Source organism: Sphingomonas sp. 28-62-11 (assembly GCF_002278865.1).
In the GTDB taxonomy this organism is placed as follows: Bacteria; Pseudomonadota; Alphaproteobacteria; order Sphingomonadales; family Sphingomonadaceae; genus Sphingomonas.
The window spans coordinates 1-22216 of the sequence record NZ_NCGB01000015.1 but is presented as its reverse complement, the minus strand read 5'-3'; the positions used below and the strand labels follow the sequence as shown (position 1 = coordinate 22216).

Genomic DNA, 22216 nt, shown 5'->3' with positions numbered 1-22216 from the left:
GGGCCGAACACCACTATGGCTAAAGTTATCGGGATCGATCTGGGAACCACCAACAGCTGCGTGTCAGTGATGGAGGGCGGCAAGCCCAAGGTTATCGAAAACGCCGAAGGCGCGCGTACGACGCCGTCGATCGTTGCCTTCGCTAAGGATGGCGAGCGACTGGTCGGCCAGCCGGCCAAACGCCAGGCCGTCACGAATCCGGAAAACACCGTATTCGCGGTGAAGCGCCTGATCGGCCGCCGCTTCGACGATCCGATCACCAAGAAGGATACCGAACTGGTCCCCTATCACATCGTGAAGGGCCCGAATGGCGATGCCTGGGTGAAGGCGGGTGGCGAGGATTATTCGCCAGCGCAGATTTCTGCCTTCACGTTGCAGAAGATGAAGGAAACAGCCGAGAGCTATCTGGGCGAAACCGTGACGCAGGCGGTGATCACCGTTCCCGCCTATTTCAACGACGCCCAGCGTCAGGCAACCAAGGACGCAGGCAAGATTGCCGGCCTTGAAGTGCTGCGCATCATCAACGAGCCGACCGCAGCGGCGCTCGCCTATGGGCTCGACAAGCAGGACGGCAAGACGATCGCGGTTTATGACCTTGGCGGCGGCACCTTCGACATTTCGATCCTCGAAATCGGGGACGGCGTGTTCGAAGTGAAGGCCACCAATGGCGATACCTTCCTGGGCGGCGAAGATTTCGACAACAAGCTGCTGAACTTCCTCGCGGAGGATTTTCGCAAGGCCGAAGGCATTGATCTGACCAAGGACAAGCTCGCGCTCCAGCGCCTGAAGGAAGGCGCGGAGAAGGCCAAGATCGAGCTGTCATCGGCGGCATCGACCGAGGTCAACCTGCCCTTCATCACCGCTGACCAGAACGGCCCGAAGCATCTGGTGAAGGCCATCACCCGTTCGGATCTCGAGCGGCTGGTTGAAGACCTGATCCAGCGTACGCTGGAGCCTTGCCGCAAGGCGATGGCCGATGCCGGCGTCAAGGCAGCGCAGATCGACGAGGTCGTGCTCGTCGGCGGCATGACGCGCATGCCCAAGGTGCGCCAGGTCGTGAAGGAATTCTTTGGCAAGGAACCGCATTCGGGCGTCAACCCCGATGAGGTCGTCGCTATGGGCGCGGCGATTCAGGCGGGCGTGCTGCAGGGCGACGTCAAGGACGTGCTGCTGCTCGACGTGACGCCGCTGTCGCTCGGTATCGAGACGCTGGGCGGCGTGTTCACGCGCATGATCGATCGCAACACGACGATCCCGACCAAAAAGAGCCAGACCTACTCGACTGCCGATGACAATCAGCAGGCGGTGACGATCCGTGTGTTCCAGGGCGAACGCGAAATGGCCGCGGATAACAAGATGCTCGGCCAGTTCGATCTGGTCGGCATTCCGCCAGCGCCGCGCGGTGTGCCGCAGATCGAGGTGACGTTCGATATTGACGCGAATGGCATCGTCAACGTGTCGGCACGCGACAAGGGCACCGGTAAGGAGCAGCAGATCCGCATCCAGGCATCGGGTGGCCTTAGCGATCGCGACATCGAGCAGATGGTCCGCGATGCCGAGCAGTTCGCCGAGGAAGACAAGAAGCGGCGCGAGGCGGCAGAAGCCAAGAACAACGCCGAATCGCTCATCCACACCACCGAGCGCCAGATCGCCGAGAATGGTGACAAGGTCGATGCGGCGTTGAAGGGTGAGATTGAGGCGGCGATTGCCGAAACCAAGACGGCGGTCGAAAGCGGCGATGCCGAAGCGATGAAGGAAAAGGCCAACGCACTGGCGCAGGTCGCGATGAAGCTTGGTCAGGCAATCTACGAGAAGCAGGCCGCCGCCGAGGCGTCACCGGGGGGTGAGCCTGCAGCCGAAACCGCTGCCGAGGATGTGGTCGACGCCGAATTCTCGGAAGTGGACGATACCAAAGCGTAAACAACATGCACGCAACCCGTCATGCCAGCGAAAGCTGGCATCTTGCGCCACAAGGTTATCGCCCGGTGGCAAGAGACCCCAGTTTTCGCTGGGGTGACGGGGAGCGAGGCGGGGGCCAAGAATGACCACCGAGATTGATTTCTACGAGTTGCTCGAATGTGATCGCGGCGCTGACGATGCGACGATCAAATCCGCCTATCGCAAGCTCGCGATGAAATATCACCCGGATCGCAATGCCGGGTGCAAGGATTCGGAAGGGCGCTTCAAGGCGATTTCGGAAGCCTATGAGGTACTGAAGGATCCCCAGAAGCGCGCCGCTTATGACCGGTTTGGCCATGCGGCCTTCCGGCAGGGCGGCGGCCATGCCGGTGGCGGCGGCGATGATTTCGGCGCGTTCAGCGATATCTTCGAGAATATCTTCGGCGAATTCATGGGCGGCGGGCGCGGCGGTGGTGGTCGTCAAGCGGCACGGCGCGGCGCTGATCTGCGCTACGACATGGAAATCGCGCTGGAGGATGCCTTTCACGGCAAATCGAGTGAGATCACCGTCGATGTATCGGGCCTGTGCGACAGTTGTTCGGGCACCGGCGCGCGGCCAGGCACCAGCGCCAAGGGCTGTCATACCTGTGGCGGCCACGGCAAGGTGCGTGCGCAGCAGGGTTTTTTCGTTGTCGAGCGCACCTGCCCGTCATGTCACGGCGCTGGCCAGGTCATTGCTGATCCCTGCCCCAATTGCCGCGGGGATGGCCGGGTCGACAAGACCAAGACGCTGACCGTCAACATTCCGCCCGGCGTAGATGAAGGCACCCGCGTCCGCCTGAGCGGCGAGGGCGAGGCTGGCGCGCGCGGCGCACCGGCAGGCGACCTCTACATTTTCTTGCATATCGCCCGTCACGCCATTTTCGAACGTGAGGGGACAACATTGTTCGCCCGGGCACCGATCAGCTTCACGACAGCGGCGCTTGGCGGAGAGATTGTGATCCCCGGGCCGGATGGCGAGCACCACACAATCCGTATCGCATCCGGCACGCAAAGTGGGCGCGAACTTCGTCAGCGTGGCGCCGGTATGCCGGTGCTGCAGGGGCGCGGGCGTGGTGATTTGGTGATCCGAATCGAAGTGGAGACACCAACCAAATTGTCGCAGCGCCAGCGCGAATTGCTGGAAGAATTCCGCGCGACGGAAACAGGGCAGGAAAGCCCACAGTCGAGCGGCTTTTTTGGTAAGATCAAGTCGGCGCTGGGTTGATCGCGATTGGCTGGAAGGTCACGCAGGCCTTCCAGCGCGCGTTTGAAACTGGCTGAGATTTTACCCGTGGCACGCGGGATTAATCACATCTTGCCATTTCTCTCCTCGGTATAATTTCCCTACCCATTCTGGGCGTCAGTCCGATGATTTGGGCGGGTGGCTAATCTGGTTAAGCCGAAATCTACTAACTCACCGGTCAATTCATCAACCTTCCTGGGCCTACCGCATTCGTATAAGTTCCTCACTTCGAGCGGTGGCCCATGCACACAAAAATTCGGTTTACTGGCGCTGGTGATAGCTTGCTGCAAAGCGAGTGGCGGCAACCCGGAACCGCCAACCCAATAGCGCCACCAGCCGAGCGTCCGGTCGTTCGCCGCACGCTGGGGCCGGCTGCTCTCCACCTCGGTGCTCGCAAGGCATCGGTCGCGCAGGAACGCAATCGCGCGCGTGACATCGTTTCTGCCGCGAAGCAGGAACTCGCCAACACATTCGAAGATGTTCGGTTCGGGCGCGGGTTGAGCGTCGACAAGTTGTGGCCATTGGTCAGCGGCATTCAGGCGTCGATTTCGCGGCATCCCAGTGCCGTTCTCGGCGTGACGCGACTGAAGGACCGCCATGAATATACCTATGTTCACTCGGTCGCCGTGTGCGGCCTGATGATCAGCCTTGCTCGACAGATGGGATTGCCGCCTGCATCGCACCACGAGATCGGCCTTGCTGGCCTGCTGCACGATATCGGCAAGGCGCGCGTGCCGACCATGCTGCTCGACAAGCCGGGCCCGCTGACGCCGGATGAAAAGGATATCGTCCGCAATCATGCGCTATGGGGCTATGAGATGCTGATCGAAGGACAGCGGGACGCCGGATCGAACAGTCGGTTGCCGCAAATCGTCCTTGATGTCTGCCTCCATCATCATGAACGCGTCGATGGCACGGGCTATCCCGATCGCAAGCGCGGCGAAGACATATCGATTTACGCCCGGATGGCGGCCATCTGCGACATGTACGATGCGATGACATCGGCACGCGTTTACAAGGCGGCTTCATCGCCTGCCGAGGCGCTGGAATATCTGGCGAGTAATCCAGGCAAGGTCGACGCAGAGATTCTGCGTCATTTCTCGGTAATGATCGGTATCTTTCCGGTCGGATCGTTGGTGAGGTTGCGGAGTGACCGTCTTGCGGTGATTCTGGATGATCCCGAGGGTGACTCAATCGCGCCTGCTGTTTGCCCATTCTTTTGCATTCAGACCAAGCAGACCCTACCCCTTCGGCGAACGGCACCTGGCCTCGATCCGATTGTCGGGATCGAATTACCGAGCCGCTGGAATTTGTCCTGCTGGCCGGAAACGCGTGCCGCCATCCTGGCCCAGTTCAGCGGAGAAGCAGCGACGGCCGATTCGGTCATGATCGACATCAATTGACGATCTGGTTGGCGCTGCGATCTAAACAACCAGGCCTTGCCGCCCCTTGAGCCAAGGGGCGGGGGCTGGTCGATCAGATGGTGAGGATCACCCCGATCACGAGCGCCTGGGTCGCAATGGCCATAACGCCCGTGGCGACGGCTTCAAAGCTACGCATGGTACGGTCTCCGAATGCCGGATCATTCCGGCACCGATCATGTGGAAATTGTTGCGTCGTGTCGCAATATTATTACACGAAATCGTGATTGCGTTCCGTGCAATCCGGTGGAGTCACCGGTTCAGGAGGCGCGCAAGTGCGGGGTGCACCGGGTCAATGAACGGGTTGGCGATCGTCACGCCGCGAAAAGTGAAACCATTCTGCATGTCTTCGGACAATAGCAGCGCGCAGCCCGCATTGGCGGCGGTACTCAGGATCAGGGAATCCCAGAATTGCAGCTTGCAATCGGTCGCTAGGTCGAGTGCTCCGGTGAAGCTTGCGGCGTCGCTATAGGCGATCTGATACGTCGCTACGATCTGGCTAACGGTTGATCGGGCCGCGGCTCGATCGAACCCGCTCCGCACCAAAACGTTGAACAATTCACCCAGGCCCTGCGCCGGAACCACCAATAGAGCACAATTCGCGATGTCGCGCAGGATCGATCGGCTTCGCGTGATTTTGGCAATATCCGCAGTGCCGCGCTGCACTCCTGCCGCGTACACTAAAATGTTGCTGTCCAGCGCGACGTTCACCGGTCGTACAAATCGTCGCGCTTCCAGGGGCCGGCATCTCTAATCGGTAAGGTTTCGACATAATCGAGGAAATCGTGAACCTTCCTACGCTGCTCGGCAATCGCCGTTGCTTCATCGATGGGTACAAGTCGCGCTACCGGCTTTCCACGCGACGTTACGACAAAGGTCTCGCCGCTCTGCACGTCGCGGAGCATCTCCGAGAAGCGCTGATTGGCTTCTGTCGCGGTGATCAGTCTGTCCATTAGCACAATCTAGTGGGAAACACTAGATTGATCAACCATCCCCAAATACGCGCGCGAAGATCGTATCGACATGCTTGAGGTGATAGCCAAGATCGAACTTTGCCTCGATTTCCTCGGGCGGCAGCGCGGCTGTGACGTCCGGGTCGGCCAGTAGCAGATCGAGCAGCGAGAGCGCGCCGTCGCTTTCCCACACCTTCATCGCGTTGCGCTGGACGAGACGATAGGAATCCTCGCGGCTCACCCCGGCTTGCGTCAGCGCGAGCAGCACGCGTTGTGAGTGGACGAGACCACCCATCTTGTTGAGGTTCTTCTCCATCCGCACAGGATAGACGAGCAGCTTGTCCATCACCCCCGTCAGCCGGGCGAGCGCGAAATCGAGCGTGATTGTCGCATCGGGGCCGATATAGCGTTCGACCGACGAGTGGCTGATATCGCGTTCATGCCACAGCGCGACATTCTCCAGTGCCGGGGTGACGTACCCGCGCACCATGCGCGCCAGCCCAGTAAGGTTCTCGGTCAGTACCGGGTTGCGCTTGTGCGGCATTGCCGATGAGCCCTTTTGGCCGGGCGAGAAATACTCCTCGGCTTCGAGCACTTCGGTGCGCTGTAGGTGCCGGATTTCGGTCGCGAGCCGCTCGATCGAGCTGGCGATGACGCCCAGCGTCGCAAAGAACATAGCATGCCGGTCGCGCGGGATCACCTGAGTGGAAACCGGCTCGACCGTCAGGCCCAGCTTGGCCGCGACATGGGCCTCCACCGCCGGATCGATATTGGCGAAGGTGCCGACCGCACCGGAAATCGCGCAGGTCGCGATATCCGCCCGCGCCGCGACCAGCCGGGCGCGGTTGCGATCGAACTCGGCATAGGCCTGGGCCAGCTTCAGCCCGAAGGTGACGGGTTCAGCATGGATGCCGTGGCTGCGACCGATCGTCGGGGTCAGCTTGTGTTCGATCGCGCGGCGTTTCAGCACGGCGAGCAGCGCATCGATATCAGCGATCAGCAGATCGGCGGCACGGGCGAGCTGCACCGCCAGACACGTGTCGAGCACGTCGCTGGAGGTCATCCCCTGATGCATGAAGCGCGCTTCATCGCCGACCTGCTCGGCAACCCAGGTGAGGAAGGCGATCACGTCATGCTTGGTGACCGCCTCGATCGCATCGATCGCGGCCACGTCGATCACCGGATCTGTCGCCCACCAGCGCCACAGCGCGGCCGCCGCCTCTTTCGGCACCACGCCCAGCTCGGCGAGCGCATCGGTGGCGTGCGCCTCGATTTCAAACCAGATGCGAAACCGGGCTTCGGGCGTCCACAGGGCAACCATTTCGGGGCGGGAGTAACGGGGAATCATGGCTGTTCCTTGGGTGATTGGCAGCAAGTCATCGCGCGAGGCGAACGGACTCAAGACGAGCCGGGAGGTAGCAGGGACAGGCCGTGTCACCAAACAACGAAATTGTGCAGCTAAATCAATCGACTGGGGTTTGTTAGGATGAGGCAGCAAGCCATCACCTCTCGCCGCCTCACCGAATTTTGAGTGGAAATTGGAGAAACATGATGTTGAAACTCACCCTGCTCGCCAGCGCCATGCTGGTTGCCGCCCCTGCAATCGCGCAGCAAACCCCGACTGACATGCAGCCGGTACCACCGTCGTCTGCTGCACAGACACTCGGCCAGTCGACGACACCCACAGCACCTGCCCCGGGCGATCCGTCGACCGTTCAGCAGGCGCCAGCGGAGGCTTCCACTGCGGCGCAGCCAGTGACCGCCCCGGATCAGATTGCGCAAGTCGTCGAAGCTGAATTTCCGACCTATGATAAGGATAGCAATGGCACTCTGAACACCGCCGAATTTGGCGCTTGGATGGTCGCGCTGCGCTCAGCCTCCGACAAGTCGGTGACGGCGGAAAGCAAGTCGATGAAGACCTGGACCAAGTCCGCCTTCGCGCAGGCCGATGCGGACAAGAGCAAGTCGGTTACCAAGACCGAGCTGACCGGCTTCCTGTCATCGAACAAGGGATAATCTTCCCGTTCGGCGGGGATTGAGCACCCCCGCATGATTGCGGCCGCGATACTTTCCCCTGGTATCGCGGCCGCTTTTTGTTGTGTATCAGATCAGCCCTTGTGCGCGAAGGCTGACATGACCGGTCGCCCCGATGATCAGGTGATCGTGCACGGTGATCCCCAGTCGTTTCCCGGCCTCGGCAATTTGCCGCGTAAGATCGATATCGGCCCGGCTTGGCGATGGATCGCCGCTCGGATGGTTGTGCACCAGAATGATCGCCGCCGACCCCAGATCAATTGCGCGGCGGATCACCTCACGCACATGCACGGCCGCTTCGTCGATCGAACCTTCGCTTACCAACTCGTCGCGAATCAACATGTTGCGGGTGTTCAAGTGGAGTACGCGCACCCGCTTAATCACGTGATGCGCCATATCGGCCTGGAGATAATCGATCAGCGCCTGCCAGTTGCTCAGCACTGGCTGCTCGGCCACCTTGGCGCGCAGCAACCGGAGGGCGGCGGCCTGGGCAATCTTGATTGCGGCAACCGCCGTTTCGCCCATGCCTTTCACCCGCATCAGCGCCTCAGGCTCTGCGGTGAAAAGCCCGCCGATTCCCCCAAATTCGGCCAGCAACGCCTTGGCGAGCGGCTTGGTATCGCGGCGAGGGATTGCCAGCGCGAGCAGATATTCGATCAGTTCATGATCAAGCAGCGCATCACCGCCATGCCCCAGCAACCGCTGCCGCATTCGCGCGCGGTGGCCGGCATGCCCAGGCACGCTGGCGTCGCCGACATCCGGAGTCGAGTCGATCATTTCGGGGGTGGGAACGCTCATGCGTTTCAAGGATTAAGGTCTGTTCGGTAACCAGGCAATTGCGCAGGCGCGATCGTGGCTTATGGTTACGGCATCGCGCCCTGTGGCAGGGTGAGGGGCGGGTTGGGAGTGACGATTACCGTGGCGGCAGAACGCGATACAGCGCCGGATGCCGATCTTGCTCCGGCTCGCTCCAGAAGGCGCTGGTATAATGGCGCGTCGCGCTGGTCACTGGGCATTGCCGCCGTGTCGCTGGCGGGGCTGCTGGGCGTCTGGAGCCAGCGCAAACCGATCGCCAATAACTACATCGAGAGCTATCTGGCCGATCACGGCGTCAAGGCGCGCTACCGAATCGCCGATATCGGCTTCGACACCCAGCGCCTGACCAGCGTGGTGATCGGCGATCCAGAGCGGCCTGATCTGGTGGCAGATTGGGTCGAGGTTTCGACCCAGATCGGGCTGAACGGGGCGACCGTTACCGGCCTGCGCGCGGGCGCGGTGCGGCTCCGCGGAGCGCTGGTGGATGGAAAACTGATGCTCGGCAGCCTTGATCGCCTGTTGCCCGCATCGCGCGGCGGTCCGTTCACGCTGCCAGCGATCGATCTCGATATTGCCGATGGCCGGATGCAGCTGACGGCGCCGCAAGGCGTGATTGGCATCAAGCTCGCAGGGCGGGGGCGTCTTGACAATGGCTGGTCCGGGCGCGCGACATTGGTCAGCGAGCGGCTGACGGCAGCCGGGTGCACCGCCGATCGGGTAGCGGCCAACTGGGCCGTGCAGATCACCGATCGCCAGCCCCGCCTGATGGGACCGCTACGGGCCGCGACGGTCGCTTGCGGTTCAACACGGGCGTCTGGCGCGGCAATCGCCTTCGACGCTCGTCTCGATGCCCGGTTTGATCGCTGGCAGGGCAGAGCGGCGGTGTCGCTAGCCGGGGTGCAAGCGCCGGCGGCTCGGGTCGAGGCGCTATCGGGCGTGGTTGATTTTGACGGATCGGCTGCGTCAACGCGCGGCGGATATTCGGTGCAAAGCGGGCTATTGTTGACCTCGGCGCTGAAGGCCAAGGGCGCGACGCTGGTCGGGCGCTATCGGGTGGGCAGGCAGGGCAGCGATTTACAGGGGCACGCGTCGCTCACCGGCGCTTCGATGGCACCCGCAACGCGGACAATGCTGGCGGGGTGGCGCGGCGGGGCGGGGGGCACGCCGCTTGCGCCGCTTCTCGACCAACTTGTCCGGGCGGCGGTGATGGCCGGGAATGATATGACCGTTGGCGGTGACGTCGGCCTGGTGAGCAAGGCGGATACCCTGAATATCAACCTGTCAGCGGTCGAGGCCCGTTCGGCGAGTGGCGCGCTGGTAACGCTCAACCGGGGCGACGGTGTCGAAATTGGCCCGGACGGCGTTCGCCTGAACGGTACGCTGGCGATCGCCGGGGGTGGACTGCCCGAAGCCGTCATCCGGCTCGCACAGAATGTTGCCGGATCGCCCATCACCGGCAGCGGGATCGTCAGGCCTTATGCTGCGGGCGGTGCGGCGCTTTCGCTGACCAATGTCGATTTTACCGCAACCCCAGGCGGCGCGACCCGGCTGTCGACATTTGCCACGCTATCCGGGCCAATCGGCAGCGGGCGGATCGATGGCGCGCGGTTGGCGCTGCAGGCCGAATGGGACGGGCGACGTCGCTGGCGGATCAATCGGGCGTGCGCCCCGCTCAATTTTGATCGGCTGACGATCGGATCGCTGGCGCTAGGCAGCGCCCGACTGCAGCTTTGCCCCACGGGCGAAGCGTTGGTGAGCGTCAACGGCAGCACGATGAGCGGAAGCGGGAGGATCGCCTTGCCACGGCTGGCGGGGGCACTGGGCGGCTCCCCTCTGACCCTGACCGCAGCATCGGCGCGGTTTGGCGTGTCGGCGCGCGATTTTCAGGTCGCTGGGCTTGCGGCCCGGCTTGGCGACTCTGATCGCGTCACAAGGCTCGATATCGGCAGCTTGAATGGACAACTCGTCAAACAGGGGGCGAACGGTCGGTTTGCTGCCGGGGCGGGGCATATCGCGCGGGTGCCGCTGCTAATGTCCGGTAGCGAAGGCAATTGGCAGTTTGATGGCCATAGGCTGGCCATCACCGGCAGCTTGATCGTTGCCGACGACGATGCTGATCCGCGTTTTTATCCGCTCGCCAGCAAGGACGTGTCGTTTACGCTGGCCGACAACCGGATCGTGGCCACGGCTGGGCTGCAACATTCTGAAACCGGCACGTCGGTGACGACGGTGTCGATCGCGCACGATCTGGGCAGCGGTATCGGCCACGCTGATCTTGATGTTCCGGGAATCAGCTTTGGTGAAGCGCTGCAACCTCTCCAGCTGACCCGTTTTACCAAGGGCGTAATTGCCGAAGTGAAAGGCGTCGTTTCAGGCAGCGGCCAGGTCCGCTGGACGCGCGACGGGGTGAAAAGCGACGGCGTATTCCGGACCACCGGCACCGATCTGGCTGCCGCTTTTGGTCCAGTGACGGGTCTGTCGGGGGAGATCCGCTTCACCGATCTGCTTAATCTGGAAAGCGCGCCCGGTCAGGTGGCGTCCATCGCGATCATCAATCCAGGTGTCCCGGTGACCGAGGGGCTGGTGCGCTACCAGACCCTCCCGGGATCGCGCGTTGCAGTGGAAGGTGGGCGGTGGCCGTTTGCCGGGGGCACGCTGGTGCTGGAGCCGAGCGTGCTCGACTTTACCGAAAGCCGGGAACGGCGGATGACGTTTCGAGTCGAAGGCGTGAATGCCGCTCAGTTTCTGCAGCAGTTTGATTTCAAGAATCTCGATGCGACCGGCACGTTTGATGGCGTGCTGCCGATGATTTTCAACGAACAGGGCGGGCGGATCGAAAACGGGCGGCTCACGGTGCGCGAAACCGGCGGGACGATCGCTTATGTTGGTGAGCTTTCGCAGGAAGATCTGGGGTTTTGGGGCAATATGGCCTTTCAGGCGCTGAAATCGCTGAAATACAAAACGCTGGCGATCGAGATGAACGGGCCACTGGCCGGCGAGATGATCACCGAGGTGCGCTTTGCCGGGATCAGCCAGGGGGCAGGCACAAAGAGCAACTTCCTGATCCGCCGGCTGCAAAAACTGCCGCTCGTCTTCAATGTCCGAATCGAGGCGCCGTTTCGCCAGCTGATCGATTTTACGCAATCCTATTATGATCCGCGCCGACTGATCGAACGTAATCTGCCCCGGTTGATCGAAGAACAGAACAAGCAGGTGCGCGAGCGGGCGGTGCCCGGGACCACACCAAGCACAACACAGGCTGACAAACCCGTTCAGCCCCCTGCAAGCGAGCCCATGCCATGAAACAATCCGCATTGACGAAAGACGCCAGGAGACCGACCAAGGGTGCGATGAGCAGATGGATGACAATGGCGCTTTTGGGCGTAGTAGGGCTTGCTGGCGGTTGCGTCAGCGTTACCGCGCCGGATAAGCCGATCGTCATCAATCTCAACATCAAGATCACTCAGGATGTCGTTTACCGGCTCGACGGCAAGGCAAAGGCGTTGATTGAGAATAATACAGGGATATTTTGATGGCCAAGTTTTCACGCAACACCGCAAAGCTGGCGATCGCGGCTGGTGCCTTGCTCGTCACCGGCTTGGCCGCCACCGCAGCGCTCGCGCAACGTGATCCAGCCTATCAGGCGGCGCGTTCGGCGGGCCAGGTTGGCGAAAAGCGTGACGGTTACTTGGGCATCGTCGGTACGGAAACGCCTGCGCTGCGCGCGCTCGTCAACAACATCAACATCCAGCGCAAAGCGGCCTATACGCGCAGCGCAGCTGATGGCGCGACAGTGGAGCAGTTCGCCATCACCTCGGGCTGCAACCTGATCGCCAAGACCGTGCCAGGTGAAAAATACGAGGCTCCCGACGGCAGCTGGAAAACGCGCACCGATGCCGCGCCGGAACGCGATTCGTTCTGCCTCTGATCGGTCGCGCGGCGTAATGCTAGGGACTGATCCCCGCCTGTCTTGGCAGGCGGGGCCACGCCCGGTTGACTTGCCAGCCCCCCCTTTCTAAAGCGACCCCGCATCGGGGGTCTGTGGCTTGCCGGTGCTTGTCGTCGCCCGCTTCTTTGCGCGGCGGCGTTTTCTTATCAGGATGTGCTCGCGTTGGCTGACGATCGCCAGAACGGACCCGATGATCTTGCGGCCCGAATTGCGCGTGCGAAGCTGGCGCAGGACGGGGCAGCGGTTATCTCGGCACCGACCGGCAAGGGCTATAAGCAGGGCAGTCGAGTGCTGGCGGAATTGATCGGCGCGCCACTGGGTGGCGCGGTGATCGGCTGGGGTTTTGATAGCTGGTTCGGCACGTCGCCCTGGGGGCTGCTGATCCTGTTGTCGTTGAGCGTGGTTGTTGCGTTTCGCAACATCTTCAGAATTTCCAAGGAACGCCCCGAATGACGCGGGCGTCCTGCATTGTTGAACAAGGGTAAGCGGGCGTGGCTGGCAAGATAGACCCGATGGAACAGTTCCTGGTCGAACCGTTGTTCGGCCATATGAAGCTTGGCGGCTTCGATCTGTCCTTCACCAATTCGGCATTGTTCATGTTTGTCACGCTTGGCGTGCTCTATGTGTTCATGCGCGGCGGCATGAAGCGCCAGCTGATCCCAGGCCGCTGGCAGGTTGCGGTGGAATCGGTCATCAGCTTCATCGATGATATGATGCGCGTGAACATCGGGCCGGAAGGCAAGAAGTTTGCACCGTATATCTTCTCGCTTTTCATGTTCATTTTGCTGTCGAACCTGATCGGCGTGTTGCCGCTGGCGATCGTGCCGGGCGTTCACGCCTTTGCCGTCACCAGCCATATCACCGTTACCGCGGTGCTCGCCTTCCTGTCGTTTGGCATCGTCCTTGCAGTCGGGTTCTGGAAGCACGGCCTACATTTCTTCTCGCTGTTCGTGCCGCACGGTGCGCCGGGCTGGCTAATGCCCGTCATCATCCCGGTCGAGTTCGTCTCGTTCATGGTGCGCCCGTTCTCGCTGGGTCTGCGACTGTTTGTCGCGATGACGGCGGGCCATATTCTGCTCGAAGTGTTCGGCAGCTTTGTCGTGCAGGGCCTGAACGCAGGCGGTCCGCTTGGCATCGTCGTCTCGGCGCTCAGCTTCGTGATGATCATCGGCGTCAGCGCGCTCGAACTGCTCGTCTGCGCGATCCAGGCCTATGTGTTTGCGCTGCTTACTTCGCTTTACCTCAACGATGCGGTGCACCTGCACTAGGATCGGTTTGTTCCAGTTTTTCCATCAAGTTACGCTTATTCTTAGGGAGTTTTTACATGACTGATCTTGGTGCAATGTACATCGGTGCCGGCCTTGCGGCGATTGGTATCGGCCTGGCCGCGCTCGGCGTGGGCAACGTCTTCGGTTCGTTCCTTGAAGGCGCGCTGCGCAATCCGGAAGCAGCTGATGGCCAGCAGGGCCGTCTGTTCATCGGTTTCGCCGCGTCGGAATTGTTGGGCCTGATCGCGTTCGTCGTCGCGATCTTGATCCTGTTCGTCGTCAAGTAAGGCATCGGCCGCCATGCCCCAGCTTTCCCAAATTGCTGAGATTTACGCCTCGCAGCTGTTCTGGCTCGCGATCGTGTTCGCGCTCATTTATTTCGGAATTGGCCGGGGCATGGTGCCGAAGATTGAAAAGACCATCGACGATCGCAACGGCAAGGTCGCGGGTGATCTCGCCGCTGCCGAAGCCGCGCGATCGGCGGCGGAAGCCAGTAACATCGCCTATAACGCCAGCCTTGATGGCGCGCGTGGCCAGGCGATGAAGTCGGTGGCCGAAGCCAAGGCAAAGGCGATTGCCCGCGCCGAAGCGGTCGCGAAGCAGGCGGATGCTGAAATGCTCGTCCGCCTTGCTGCAGCGACCGACTCGATCGAAGGCCGCAAACAGGCAGCGCTTGGTGAGATCGAGGCGTCGACTGTTGAGGCGGTCGAGGCGATCGTCGCCAAGCTGTCGGGCGTTTCGACCGATCGGGCGCTGGTCGAACAGCAAGTAAAGGTTGCCCTCGCGCATGGCTGAAACGCACGCATCCACGCTCGCTAACGGGGCGGTTGCGCCCGAGCATCACGAAGCGCCGACAGCGTTCGGCATTTCGGCACCGGGCTTCGTTGCCCTGTCGATGATCGTCGTGATCGGCCTGATGATCTGGCAGAAAGTGCCGGCGATGATCGCCAAGGCGCTCGACAGCCGGATCGGCACGATCCGCGCACAGTTGGATGAGGCCAATCGCTTGCGGGCCGAAGCCGAAGCGCTGCTCGCTGATGCGAAAAAGCGCAGCGCCGCGAGCGCTGGCGATGCTGCTGCCATTATCGCACACGCCGAAGCCGAAGCGAAGACGATGCTCGCCAAGGCTGAAGCAGATGCGGCGGAGCTGACCGCCCGTCGCGCCCGGATGGCGGAAGACAAGATTGCCGCTGCCGAACGCGGCGCGATTGCAGAGGTCCGCGCACGCGCTGCCGACGCTGCGACGCGCGCAGCAACGCAGATAATCACCGATCGGCATGATGCCGGTGCTGATAAGCCGCTGGTCGATCGCACCATCGCTGGGCTCGCGCGCGTCAACTGATGGCATTGATTGCAGGCGGCTTGGCCTAGCTATCGCCGCAATTTTGCGCTTTTAGGACTTGGGCGATTCGTGCCCAGCCATTCTAGAAAGACGCCCCCATGAAGCTTTTTGCCGTTGCCGCCCTGCTGACGCTGACTGCAGCTCCCGCTTTGGCCCAGACCGCACCTGCGGCACCTGTTGCGCCAACCCCGCCAGCCGCGACCACACCTGGTGCCGCCAAGCTGTCCATCGACAGCCCGATCGAGGCACTGGTTGCTGATCCTGCCGCCAAGGCAGTTCTGGAAGGCGTGATCCCCGGCCTGCCGGCCCACCCCGCCTATGACCAGTTTAAGGCGATGAGCCTGACCCAGGTACAGCCCTATTCGGGCGGCGCCGTGACCGACGAAATGATCAAGAAGATCACCGACGGCCTCGCCGCCATCAAGTGATCTGGTAACATTACCCAAGCCGCCGGTGGCCAATGCCGCTGGCGGCTTTCTTGCGTCTTGTGTTGCCGCGCCCGAACAATATTGGGCTCCAGCAAGCGGCCATGGAATAGCACCCGGCGATTGATGCCGGCGCCGGGCCGGCACTTACCCCTGAATAATCGCCGTTGAGGGGTGGTGCCGGTCCATATAACGCTTGATCATCTTCAGATTCCGCGTGTTCGAGCGGAAGAAGAAATCGGGCACCGCACCGATCCAGGGGATCAGGCCGAGCAGATAATCGATGCCGATATTGCCCGCCATGCGCAGCATATGGGTTTTGGTCATGCCCAGATTTCGAGCTTCCCACATCATCCAGCCGCCCATCGCTGCGGCAATAGTCGGGCCAGCGACCGGGATGAAGTCTAGGATCACGTCTAGGCCGACCTTGCGGTTAAGGCCGGGGATGGTGATGAGCCCCTCGAGCAAATGCTCCATTGCCTCAATCCGCTTGCGCACACCGGCAGCATCACGCCCGAGTGGCAGCTGGGCGGCGAGCTTGCGGACCTGTTCCGGGTCGATTCGGGTGGTGCGGTTTGCCATGGCCCCTGTCTGCTCCCCTATCTGGTATTGGTGCGAAGCTCATTCAACGGATGCCAGGCGCGTCCGTTCCCCTGCCATCGGCTGAGCCGCAACGCGACCAACGACCAACGTAGCGGACGTGCGATTGGGATGAAAGCAGCATCCTCATTCACCAGCGCGTCGGCTTCGGCAATCCGTTGAGCGCGTTCGGACAGCGAGTCGGCATCGCGCGCTGCGTTCAGCGCGCCTTCCACATCTTCACCACAGGGCTGGCACGCAGTGGCGAGATACCAGCGTGCGCTGTCATAGGGCGCAACTGAGTCGATCAAGCGGAGGTCGGCAGGGGCATCGCGGCTCACGCGTTGTGGCGTCAGGCCGATCGATCGGAGCGCGGCGCCGACAAACCCGTACAAGATGGTCGCGCCGGGCCCGGAGGGCAACGCTATTCGGATCGTGATTGTCCTGTCATGGCTTGCCTTCCAACGGCGGACGCGTGCCCGCGCACCTTCGCGCCGCTGAGCAGGCGATAATGTCGCCCAGCTTGCAATCGATGGATTGGCAGCGGAATCGAGTGCTGCAGGCAGGATCTGTTCGGTCGCTTGCCAGCCGGGCGCAAATGCCGAGACGATGGCGATGCGATCGATCACCTGGGAGAGGGCGGCTCGATTATCGGCATCGGCCAGAAAGCCTTCGCGATTGACAATAGCGAACCCGAACAGACCTTCGGCCGGATCCAACCGAAAATTGGCCGGCGCGATCTCGACGAACTTGAGCAGCGGCCAGTCGACAAAGGTGCCGCCACTGACCAGATCGGATTGACGTTCGGCAAAACGGACGATGGCGCGCGCCGAACGCTCGCCGATTAACTGGACGGATTGCTCGGGACCGGGTTCTTCGACATCATCACTGGTGGCGCGTGCCGGATCGAAGGCCGGTGTCAGTAGTGTTCCGTTCTTGCCCGATGGTGCGACCCGGAACGGACCGGTGCCGCGCGGTGGTCGATCAAGCAACAAGGCTAGCTCGGGCTGAGCGAAGAGCTTGAGCAGATCAGGCCGCGGGCGCTTCAGTCGCACCTCGATCACCTGGGGGGTCATTTCCACAATCTCGTCGACTGCCGTCAAATAGGGACGCAACGGGTTGCGTGATCGCGGGGCGATCTGCCGCCGTAGACGTTCGACGATCTGTGCCGCCGTCACTCGGCTGCCATCGCTCCATTCGGCCTCGCGCAGACGAAAAATGTAACTCATGCCGTTGTCGATAACGATCCATCGTTCGGCAAGACCAGGCGCGATTTGCCCGACGGCATCGAACCTGACCAGGCCCTGCGCGGTTGAATCAAGCAACAGCCGCGCCGGACCGCTGAGGGCCCCGCGCGCTGGATCGGTCAATACCGGACCCGGGCCGATCGCGCTGACCACAACGGGACCGATATCGCGCCGCTGATTGCAACTGGCGACCAGCAAAATGCCGCCAATAAGCAGCAAAGGCGCAACGAAACGGGGAAGAGCAACCGGCCTCATCGCGCTTCTTTGCCATTGGCACGCGCGATGCGCCACCGCTCTTGGGCGATCACCCAGGCCACCAACGCGCCAAGAAGGCTGGTGCGGACGGCGGGACTCGAACCCGCACTCCAGAAGAGGGGGATTTTAAGTCCCCTGCGTCTACCGATTTCGCCACGTCCGCGCTGAAAGCACGCAAGCCGAATGGCAGGCAGAGGTCAACCCGCGTTCGTGGTGGAAAAGCGCAATCAGCCGTCGCAGTTGAGGCGGGCGCGCATTTCCTTGCCGGGCTTGAAATAGGGAACGCGCTTGGCGGATACGGCGACGACTTCGCCCGTCCGTGGATTGCGACCGCTACGGGCATCGCGCGCGCGGGTTGAGAAAGCGCCAAAGCCGCGCAACTCGACCCGACCGTCAGCTGCCAATCGTGCGGCAATCTCATCAAAAAATGTTGAAACGATGGATTCGACGTCGCGTGGCGTCAGGTCCGGATTTTCCTCGACCAGCCGCTGAACTAGTTCTGAGCGTATCATGTTTGTGTCTCCCCCCACATGTAATCGATGTGACGTTGCCCCAGAACAGATGCGACATAAAATTGCGCGTAGAGGAAATAATGGGGACATGACGCCAGTTCATGTCCCCATTTTGAGTAGGTTACTTCTTGGTGTCGCCCGATCGCGCCTTGAGCGCTTCGCCAAGGATGTCGCCGAGCGACGCGCCTGAGTCGGACGAGCCATATTGCGCAACGGCCTGCTTCTCTTCGGAGATCTGCATCGCCTTGATCGAGAAGGTCGGCTTCTTCGAACGATCGAAACCAGTCACCATCGCGTCGAACTTCTGGCCGACCTGGAAACGCTCAGGCCGCTGTTCGTCGCGGTCACGGCCCAGATCGGTCCGCTTGATGAAGCCCGTCGCGCCTGCGTCGCCGGTCTGCACCTCGAGGCCCGCATCGCGGACTTCGAGCACGGTGACGGTGACGATCGCGTTCTTGCTGAGGCGTGAGCCGGCATCGCTGCCTTCGGCTGCAGCTGCGCCGCCGACGGCGGGCGCACCGCGCTCAAGCTGCTTCATGCCGAGCGAGATACGCTCCTTTTCGGCATCGATGTCGAGCACGATCGCCTGAACGGTCTCACCCTTGCGGTGCAGGTTGAGCGCGTCCTCGCCCGATACGCCCCAGGCGATGTCGGACATGTGGACCATGCCGTCGACATCGTTGTCGAGGCCGATGAACAAGCCGAATTCGGTCGCGTTCTTGACTTCGCCCTCGACGGTCGAGCCGACCGGGTGCGCCTCGGCAAAGGCTTCCCATGGGTTGCTGATCGCCTGCTTGAGGCCAAGCGAGATGCGACGCTTTTCCGAATCGACTTCGAGGACGATGACGTCGACTTCCTGGCTGGTCGAAACGATCTTGCCGGGGTGGACGTTCTTCTTGGTCCAGCTCATTTCGCTGACATGGACCAGACCTTCGATGCCCGCTTCCAGTTCGACGAACGCGCCATATTCGGTGATGTTGGTCACGCGACCCGACAGCTTGGCGCCGATCGGGTATTTCTCCATCGCGCCATCCCACGGATCGCTCTCAAGCTGCTTCATGCCAAGGCTGATGCGCTGCGTGTCCTTGTTGATGCGGATGATCTGCACCTTCACGGTATCGCCGATGTTCAGCACTTCGCTCGGATGCCCGACGCGCTTGTAGCTGAGATCGGTAACGTGAAGCAGGCCATCGATGCCGCCCAGATCGACGAACGCGCCATAATCGGTGATGTTCTTGACGATACCGTCGATCACCTGGCCCTCGGCCAGCGACAGGATCAGGCCCGAACGCTGCTCAGCGCGGGTTTCTTCGAGGATGGCACGACGCGAAACGACGATGTTGCCGCGCTTGCGGTCCATCTTCAGGATCTGGAATGGCTGCGGAATGTCCATCAGCGGGGTAACGTCGCGGACCGGGCGGATATCGACCTGCGAACCGGGCAGGAAGGCCACGGCGCCGTTCAGATCGACAGTGAAGCCACCCTTCACGCGGCCAAAGATGACGCCTTCGACGCGGGCGGTTTTGGCGAATTCGGTTTCCAGCGTGTCCCAGGCGGCTTCGCGGCGAGCGCGATCGCGGCTGAGCATCGCTTCGCCGTGGATATTTTCGACCCGGTCGACATAGACTTCGACTTCGTCACCAACCTTCAGATCGGCCTTCTGGCCAGGCATCGCGAATTCGCGGAGTGGCACGCGGCCTTCGGACTTGAGGCCTACGTCGATGACAGCAAGGTCATTCTCGATCGCGGTGACGGTGCCCTTGACGACCCGGCCCTCAAAGCCGTCTGCATCGCCGAGTGTTTCTTCCAGAAGTGCTGCGAAATCGTCGCGCGTTGGATTTGCCGAAGAGGCCATAAAGTTACAGTATCCCAAGTCTATTGTCCGGCCAGCCGGTTGTCTCCGGCGGTCTTTGGCCATGTTGCCGCGGCGACCGATTGCCGGACGCGGCATCCGTCGGGAAATAGCGCACGCGAAGACATGCCGACAAAGCGAAAAGGGCGCGTAAGCAGGATCGGCGTTTTGCCGTTCCGCTTCGCGCCTCGCCGGGTCAGGACGTTGCCGTCTTCACCCTTGTCCGAGCCTCCACGAGCTCAATCGCCCGCTGGATGCCTGATTCTATAGACAGAAAGCTCGTATCGAGCAAGGCGGCGTCGTTGGCGAGCACGAGCGGCGCGGTGGCGCGCTGGCTGTCGCGCAAGTCGCGGGCGCGAATATCGGCCAGAACCTTGTCGATGCTGACGACCGCGCCGTGTTGGCGCAGTTCCAGATGGCGCCGCTTCGCGCGGATCGATGGCGTCGCTTTGACAAATAACTTGGCGTCGGCATTGGGCGCGATCACCGTGCCGATATCCCGCCCGTCGAGCACCGCGCCGCCTGGCTGATTGGCAAAACGCCGCTGGCGGTGGAGCAGGGCAGTCCGCACTAAGGGATGCGCCGATACGATTGAGGCGATCTTACCGATTTCATCGGTCCGCAGTTCGGGGTCGGCGAGGACCGATTCGTCGAAATCGCACGCCGCGAAGCAATCAGCCTCGATGTCCGGATTCAGCTCATTGCGCACCACCGTCAGCGCGACGGCGCGATACAGCAATCCGGTATCGAGGTGCGGCAAGCCATAATGCTTGGCGAGCGCGCGGGCGATGGTGCCTTTGCCCGATGCAGCGGGTCCGTCGACGGCGATAATCATGGCCCTATCAAAGGGCCATACCGGCCAGCGCGTCAAGCGTTTCGAAGAATGTCGGGAAACTGGTGGCGACGGGTGACACATCGTCGATCGTCAGCGCCTTGTGCGAGGCGAGGCCTGCAATCGCCATGCTCATCGCAATCCGGTGATCGAGCCGGGACGCGATCATCGCATCCCCGCGTAACGGCGCGCCGGCCGATCCGGTAATGGCAAGGCCATCCTCATACTCCTCGACACCCACGCCGATCGCGGTGAGCGCGGTTGCCATCGTCGCGATCCGGTCCGATTCCTTGACGCGCAATTCGTGCGCACCACGCGCCGCGGTCCGACCACTTGCCATGGCTGCGGCGACGAACAGGATGGGATATTCGTCGATCATGCTGGGCGCGAGTTCGTGTGGTACCGTAATCGCGTGGAGCGGTGCGTGACGGACACGCAAGTCGGCAACCGGTTCGCCGCCCACGAAGCGGGGGTTTTCCTGCACGATATCGGCACCCATCATCGTGAGCGCCGTGAACAGCCCGGTGCGGGTGGGGTTCAGTCCGACATTGGCAATCAGCACGTCCGATCCCGGGATGATCGACGCAGCGACCGCGAAAAAGGCGGCTGAAGAGGGATCGCCCGGCACGGTAATCGATTGCGGCGTCAGTTCGGCCTCTCCCGTGATCGAAATGATGCGACCCTGATCGGTTTCCTCGACCGTAATCTGCGCGCCAAACCCCAAGAGCATTCGCTCACTATGATCGCGCGTCGCGACCGGCTCGATCACGCGGGTGATGCCGGGCGTGTTGAGTCCCGCTAGCAGCACCGCCGACTTTACCTGCGCTGATGCCACCGGCAGTGTGTAGCTGATCGGCACCGCCGGGCAGATTCCGCGTACCATCAGGGGCAACCGTCCGCCGGGGCTGGCGGTGATATCCGCCCCCATCTGCGACAGCGGATCGATCACCCGGCCCATTGGTCGCGCCGATAGCGACGCATCGCCAACAAAGGTCGCGGTTATCGGGTGGCTGGCAACCAGCCCCATAAGCAGCCGGGTCGAGGTGCCCGAATTGCCCATATCTAGCGCCTGCGCCGGCTGTAGCAGCCCGCCGACCCCAACGCCGCTGACCTCCCAGATGCCGTCCTTCAGGCGCGTGATCGTTGCCCCCATCGCGCGGAGCGCAGCGGCGGTGGCGAGCACATCCTCGCCCTCCAGCAGTCCTTCAATCCGGCTGGTACCGACAGCGAGGGCGGCAAACATCAGCGCCCGATGGCTGATCGATTTGTCGCCGGGCACCGTCATCGCGCCCTTTAATGGACCGCTTGCAACGAATTGGCGGGGAAGGGGGTCTGGGTGCGACATCGGCGGCGGCTTTGACAGCGCGCTTGCGCTATGGCAAGGCGCGCCCCACTTTGCGGCTCAACAGCCACAAAATCCCATTACTTCGAAAGGCACGAGGCACCTTATGGTGAAGCCGGAATGGGGCACGAAGCGAACGTGTCCGAAATGCGCAACGCGTTTTTACGATCTGGGCAAGGATGACCCGGTCACCTGCATCGAATGC

24 protein-coding genes and 1 tRNA gene are annotated in these 22216 nt (G+C 62.0%); 14 read left to right on the top strand and 11 right to left on the bottom strand.

The window, feature by feature from the left end; all coding sequences use genetic code 11:
* The first annotated feature begins 15 nt into the window (after positions 1-15).
* From dnaK to B7Y49_RS06530, 3 genes are all read left to right on the top strand, one after another.
* A complete protein-coding gene (gene dnaK, locus B7Y49_RS06540) occupies positions 16-1920 on the top strand; it encodes a molecular chaperone DnaK (RefSeq protein WP_374126771.1) in 1905 nt (634 codons plus the stop codon).
* A 121-nt stretch (positions 1921-2041) separates the two neighbouring features.
* Positions 2042-3166, top strand: coding sequence for a molecular chaperone DnaJ (dnaJ, locus tag B7Y49_RS06535; protein WP_374126770.1), 1125 nt, complete (start codon positions 2042-2044; stop codon positions 3164-3166).
* A 260-nt stretch (positions 3167-3426) separates the two neighbouring features.
* Entirely contained in the window at positions 3427-4587 is a 1161-nt protein-coding gene (locus tag B7Y49_RS06530; protein WP_374126769.1) for an HD-GYP domain-containing protein, read from the top strand.
* A 270-nt stretch (positions 4588-4857) separates the two neighbouring features.
* On the opposite strand, the gene B7Y49_RS06525 is transcribed toward B7Y49_RS06530, so the two are convergent.
* From B7Y49_RS06525 to purB, 3 genes are read right to left on the bottom strand one after another with little or no spacing between them, the layout of a single operon-like run.
* The gene (locus B7Y49_RS06525) at positions 4858-5316 is read right to left on the bottom strand and encodes a PIN domain-containing protein (protein WP_374126768.1); all 459 of its coding nucleotides are present in this window, start codon (positions 5314-5316) and stop codon (positions 4858-4860) included.
* A complete protein-coding gene (locus B7Y49_RS06520) occupies positions 5313-5558 on the bottom strand; it encodes a type II toxin-antitoxin system Phd/YefM family antitoxin (protein WP_374126767.1) in 246 nt (81 codons plus the stop codon). Before B7Y49_RS06520 ends, B7Y49_RS06525 begins: the two co-directional genes overlap by 4 nt.
* Before the next feature lie 31 nt (positions 5559-5589).
* Positions 5590-6906 (bottom strand): adenylosuccinate lyase, encoded by a 1317-nt coding sequence (gene purB, locus B7Y49_RS06515; protein ID WP_374126766.1) that lies wholly within the window; start codon positions 6904-6906, stop codon positions 5590-5592.
* A gap of 203 nt (positions 6907-7109) precedes the next feature.
* Here purB and B7Y49_RS06510 point away from each other — a divergent pair, with 203 nt between their 5' ends.
* Positions 7110-7574: an EF-hand domain-containing protein gene (locus B7Y49_RS06510; protein WP_374126765.1), complete on the top strand. Its 465-nt coding sequence runs from the start codon at positions 7110-7112 to the stop codon at positions 7572-7574.
* Between the two features lie 87 nt (positions 7575-7661).
* On the opposite strand, the gene radC is transcribed toward B7Y49_RS06510, so the two are convergent.
* Complete coding sequence (radC, locus tag B7Y49_RS06505; RefSeq protein WP_374126817.1) at positions 7662-8369, bottom strand: RadC family protein; 708 nt, start codon at positions 8367-8369, stop codon at positions 7662-7664.
* Between the two features lie 75 nt (positions 8370-8444).
* On the opposite strand from radC, the gene B7Y49_RS06500 reads away from it, so the two are divergent.
* The 9 genes from B7Y49_RS06500 (at position 8445) to B7Y49_RS06460 (ending at position 15395) form a co-directional block, all read left to right on the top strand.
* Entirely contained in the window at positions 8445-11711 is a 3267-nt protein-coding gene (locus B7Y49_RS06500; protein ID WP_374126764.1) for a YdbH domain-containing protein, read from the top strand.
* Positions 11712-11758: 47 nt separating this feature from the next.
* Positions 11759-11941, top strand: a complete 183-nt coding sequence (locus B7Y49_RS06495; RefSeq protein ID WP_374126763.1) for a YnbE family lipoprotein — start codon at positions 11759-11761, stop codon at positions 11939-11941.
* A complete protein-coding gene (locus tag B7Y49_RS06490; RefSeq protein ID WP_374126762.1) occupies positions 11941-12336 on the top strand; it encodes a YdbL family protein in 396 nt (131 codons plus the stop codon). The genes B7Y49_RS06495 and B7Y49_RS06490 overlap by 1 nt, the downstream gene beginning before the upstream one ends.
* Before the next feature lie 174 nt (positions 12337-12510).
* The gene (locus B7Y49_RS06485) at positions 12511-12810 is read left to right on the top strand and encodes an AtpZ/AtpI family protein (RefSeq protein WP_374126761.1); all 300 of its coding nucleotides are present in this window, start codon (positions 12511-12513) and stop codon (positions 12808-12810) included.
* A 59-nt stretch (positions 12811-12869) separates the two neighbouring features.
* Positions 12870-13625, top strand: coding sequence for a F0F1 ATP synthase subunit A (locus B7Y49_RS06480; RefSeq protein ID WP_374126816.1), 756 nt, complete (start codon positions 12870-12872; stop codon positions 13623-13625).
* Positions 13626-13699: 74 nt separating this feature from the next.
* A complete protein-coding gene (locus tag B7Y49_RS06475) occupies positions 13700-13912 on the top strand; it encodes a F0F1 ATP synthase subunit C (RefSeq protein WP_374126815.1) in 213 nt (70 codons plus the stop codon).
* Positions 13913-13925: 13 nt separating this feature from the next.
* Complete coding sequence (locus B7Y49_RS06470; protein ID WP_374126760.1) at positions 13926-14420, top strand: ATPase; 495 nt, start codon at positions 13926-13928, stop codon at positions 14418-14420.
* Positions 14413-14967 (top strand): hypothetical protein, encoded by a 555-nt coding sequence (locus B7Y49_RS06465; RefSeq protein ID WP_374126759.1) that lies wholly within the window; start codon positions 14413-14415, stop codon positions 14965-14967. Before B7Y49_RS06470 ends, B7Y49_RS06465 begins: the two co-directional genes overlap by 8 nt.
* 98 nt (positions 14968-15065) lie before the next feature.
* Entirely contained in the window at positions 15066-15395 is a 330-nt protein-coding gene (locus tag B7Y49_RS06460; RefSeq protein WP_374126758.1) for a hypothetical protein, read from the top strand.
* 144 nt (positions 15396-15539) lie between these two features.
* Here B7Y49_RS06460 and B7Y49_RS06455 read toward each other — a convergent pair whose 3' ends face one another.
* From B7Y49_RS06455 to aroA, 7 genes are all read right to left on the bottom strand, one after another.
* The gene (locus B7Y49_RS06455) at positions 15540-15974 is read right to left on the bottom strand and encodes a DUF4112 domain-containing protein (RefSeq protein ID WP_374126757.1); all 435 of its coding nucleotides are present in this window, start codon (positions 15972-15974) and stop codon (positions 15540-15542) included.
* 17 nt (positions 15975-15991) lie between these two features.
* Positions 15992-17473, bottom strand: a complete 1482-nt coding sequence (locus B7Y49_RS06450) for an ABC transporter substrate-binding protein (protein ID WP_374126756.1) — start codon at positions 17471-17473, stop codon at positions 15992-15994.
* 79 nt (positions 17474-17552) lie between these two features.
* Positions 17553-17636: transfer RNA gene (locus tag B7Y49_RS06445), tRNA-Leu, on the bottom strand.
* A 64-nt stretch (positions 17637-17700) separates the two neighbouring features.
* Entirely contained in the window at positions 17701-17985 is a 285-nt protein-coding gene (gene ihfB, locus B7Y49_RS06440) for an integration host factor subunit beta (RefSeq protein ID WP_374126755.1), read from the bottom strand.
* A gap of 121 nt (positions 17986-18106) precedes the next feature.
* The gene (gene rpsA, locus B7Y49_RS06435) at positions 18107-19840 is read right to left on the bottom strand and encodes a 30S ribosomal protein S1 (RefSeq protein ID WP_374126754.1); all 1734 of its coding nucleotides are present in this window, start codon (positions 19838-19840) and stop codon (positions 18107-18109) included.
* A 193-nt stretch (positions 19841-20033) separates the two neighbouring features.
* Entirely contained in the window at positions 20034-20672 is a 639-nt protein-coding gene (locus B7Y49_RS06430; RefSeq protein WP_374126753.1) for a d(CMP) kinase, read from the bottom strand.
* A 7-nt stretch (positions 20673-20679) separates the two neighbouring features.
* Positions 20680-22014, bottom strand: coding sequence for a 3-phosphoshikimate 1-carboxyvinyltransferase (gene aroA, locus B7Y49_RS06425; protein ID WP_374126752.1), 1335 nt, complete (start codon positions 22012-22014; stop codon positions 20680-20682).
* A gap of 103 nt (positions 22015-22117) precedes the next feature.
* On the opposite strand from aroA, the gene B7Y49_RS06420 reads away from it, so the two are divergent.
* The coding region (locus tag B7Y49_RS06420; RefSeq protein ID WP_374126814.1) for an FYDLN acid domain-containing protein at positions 22118-22216 on the top strand (99 nt) is incomplete at its 3' end.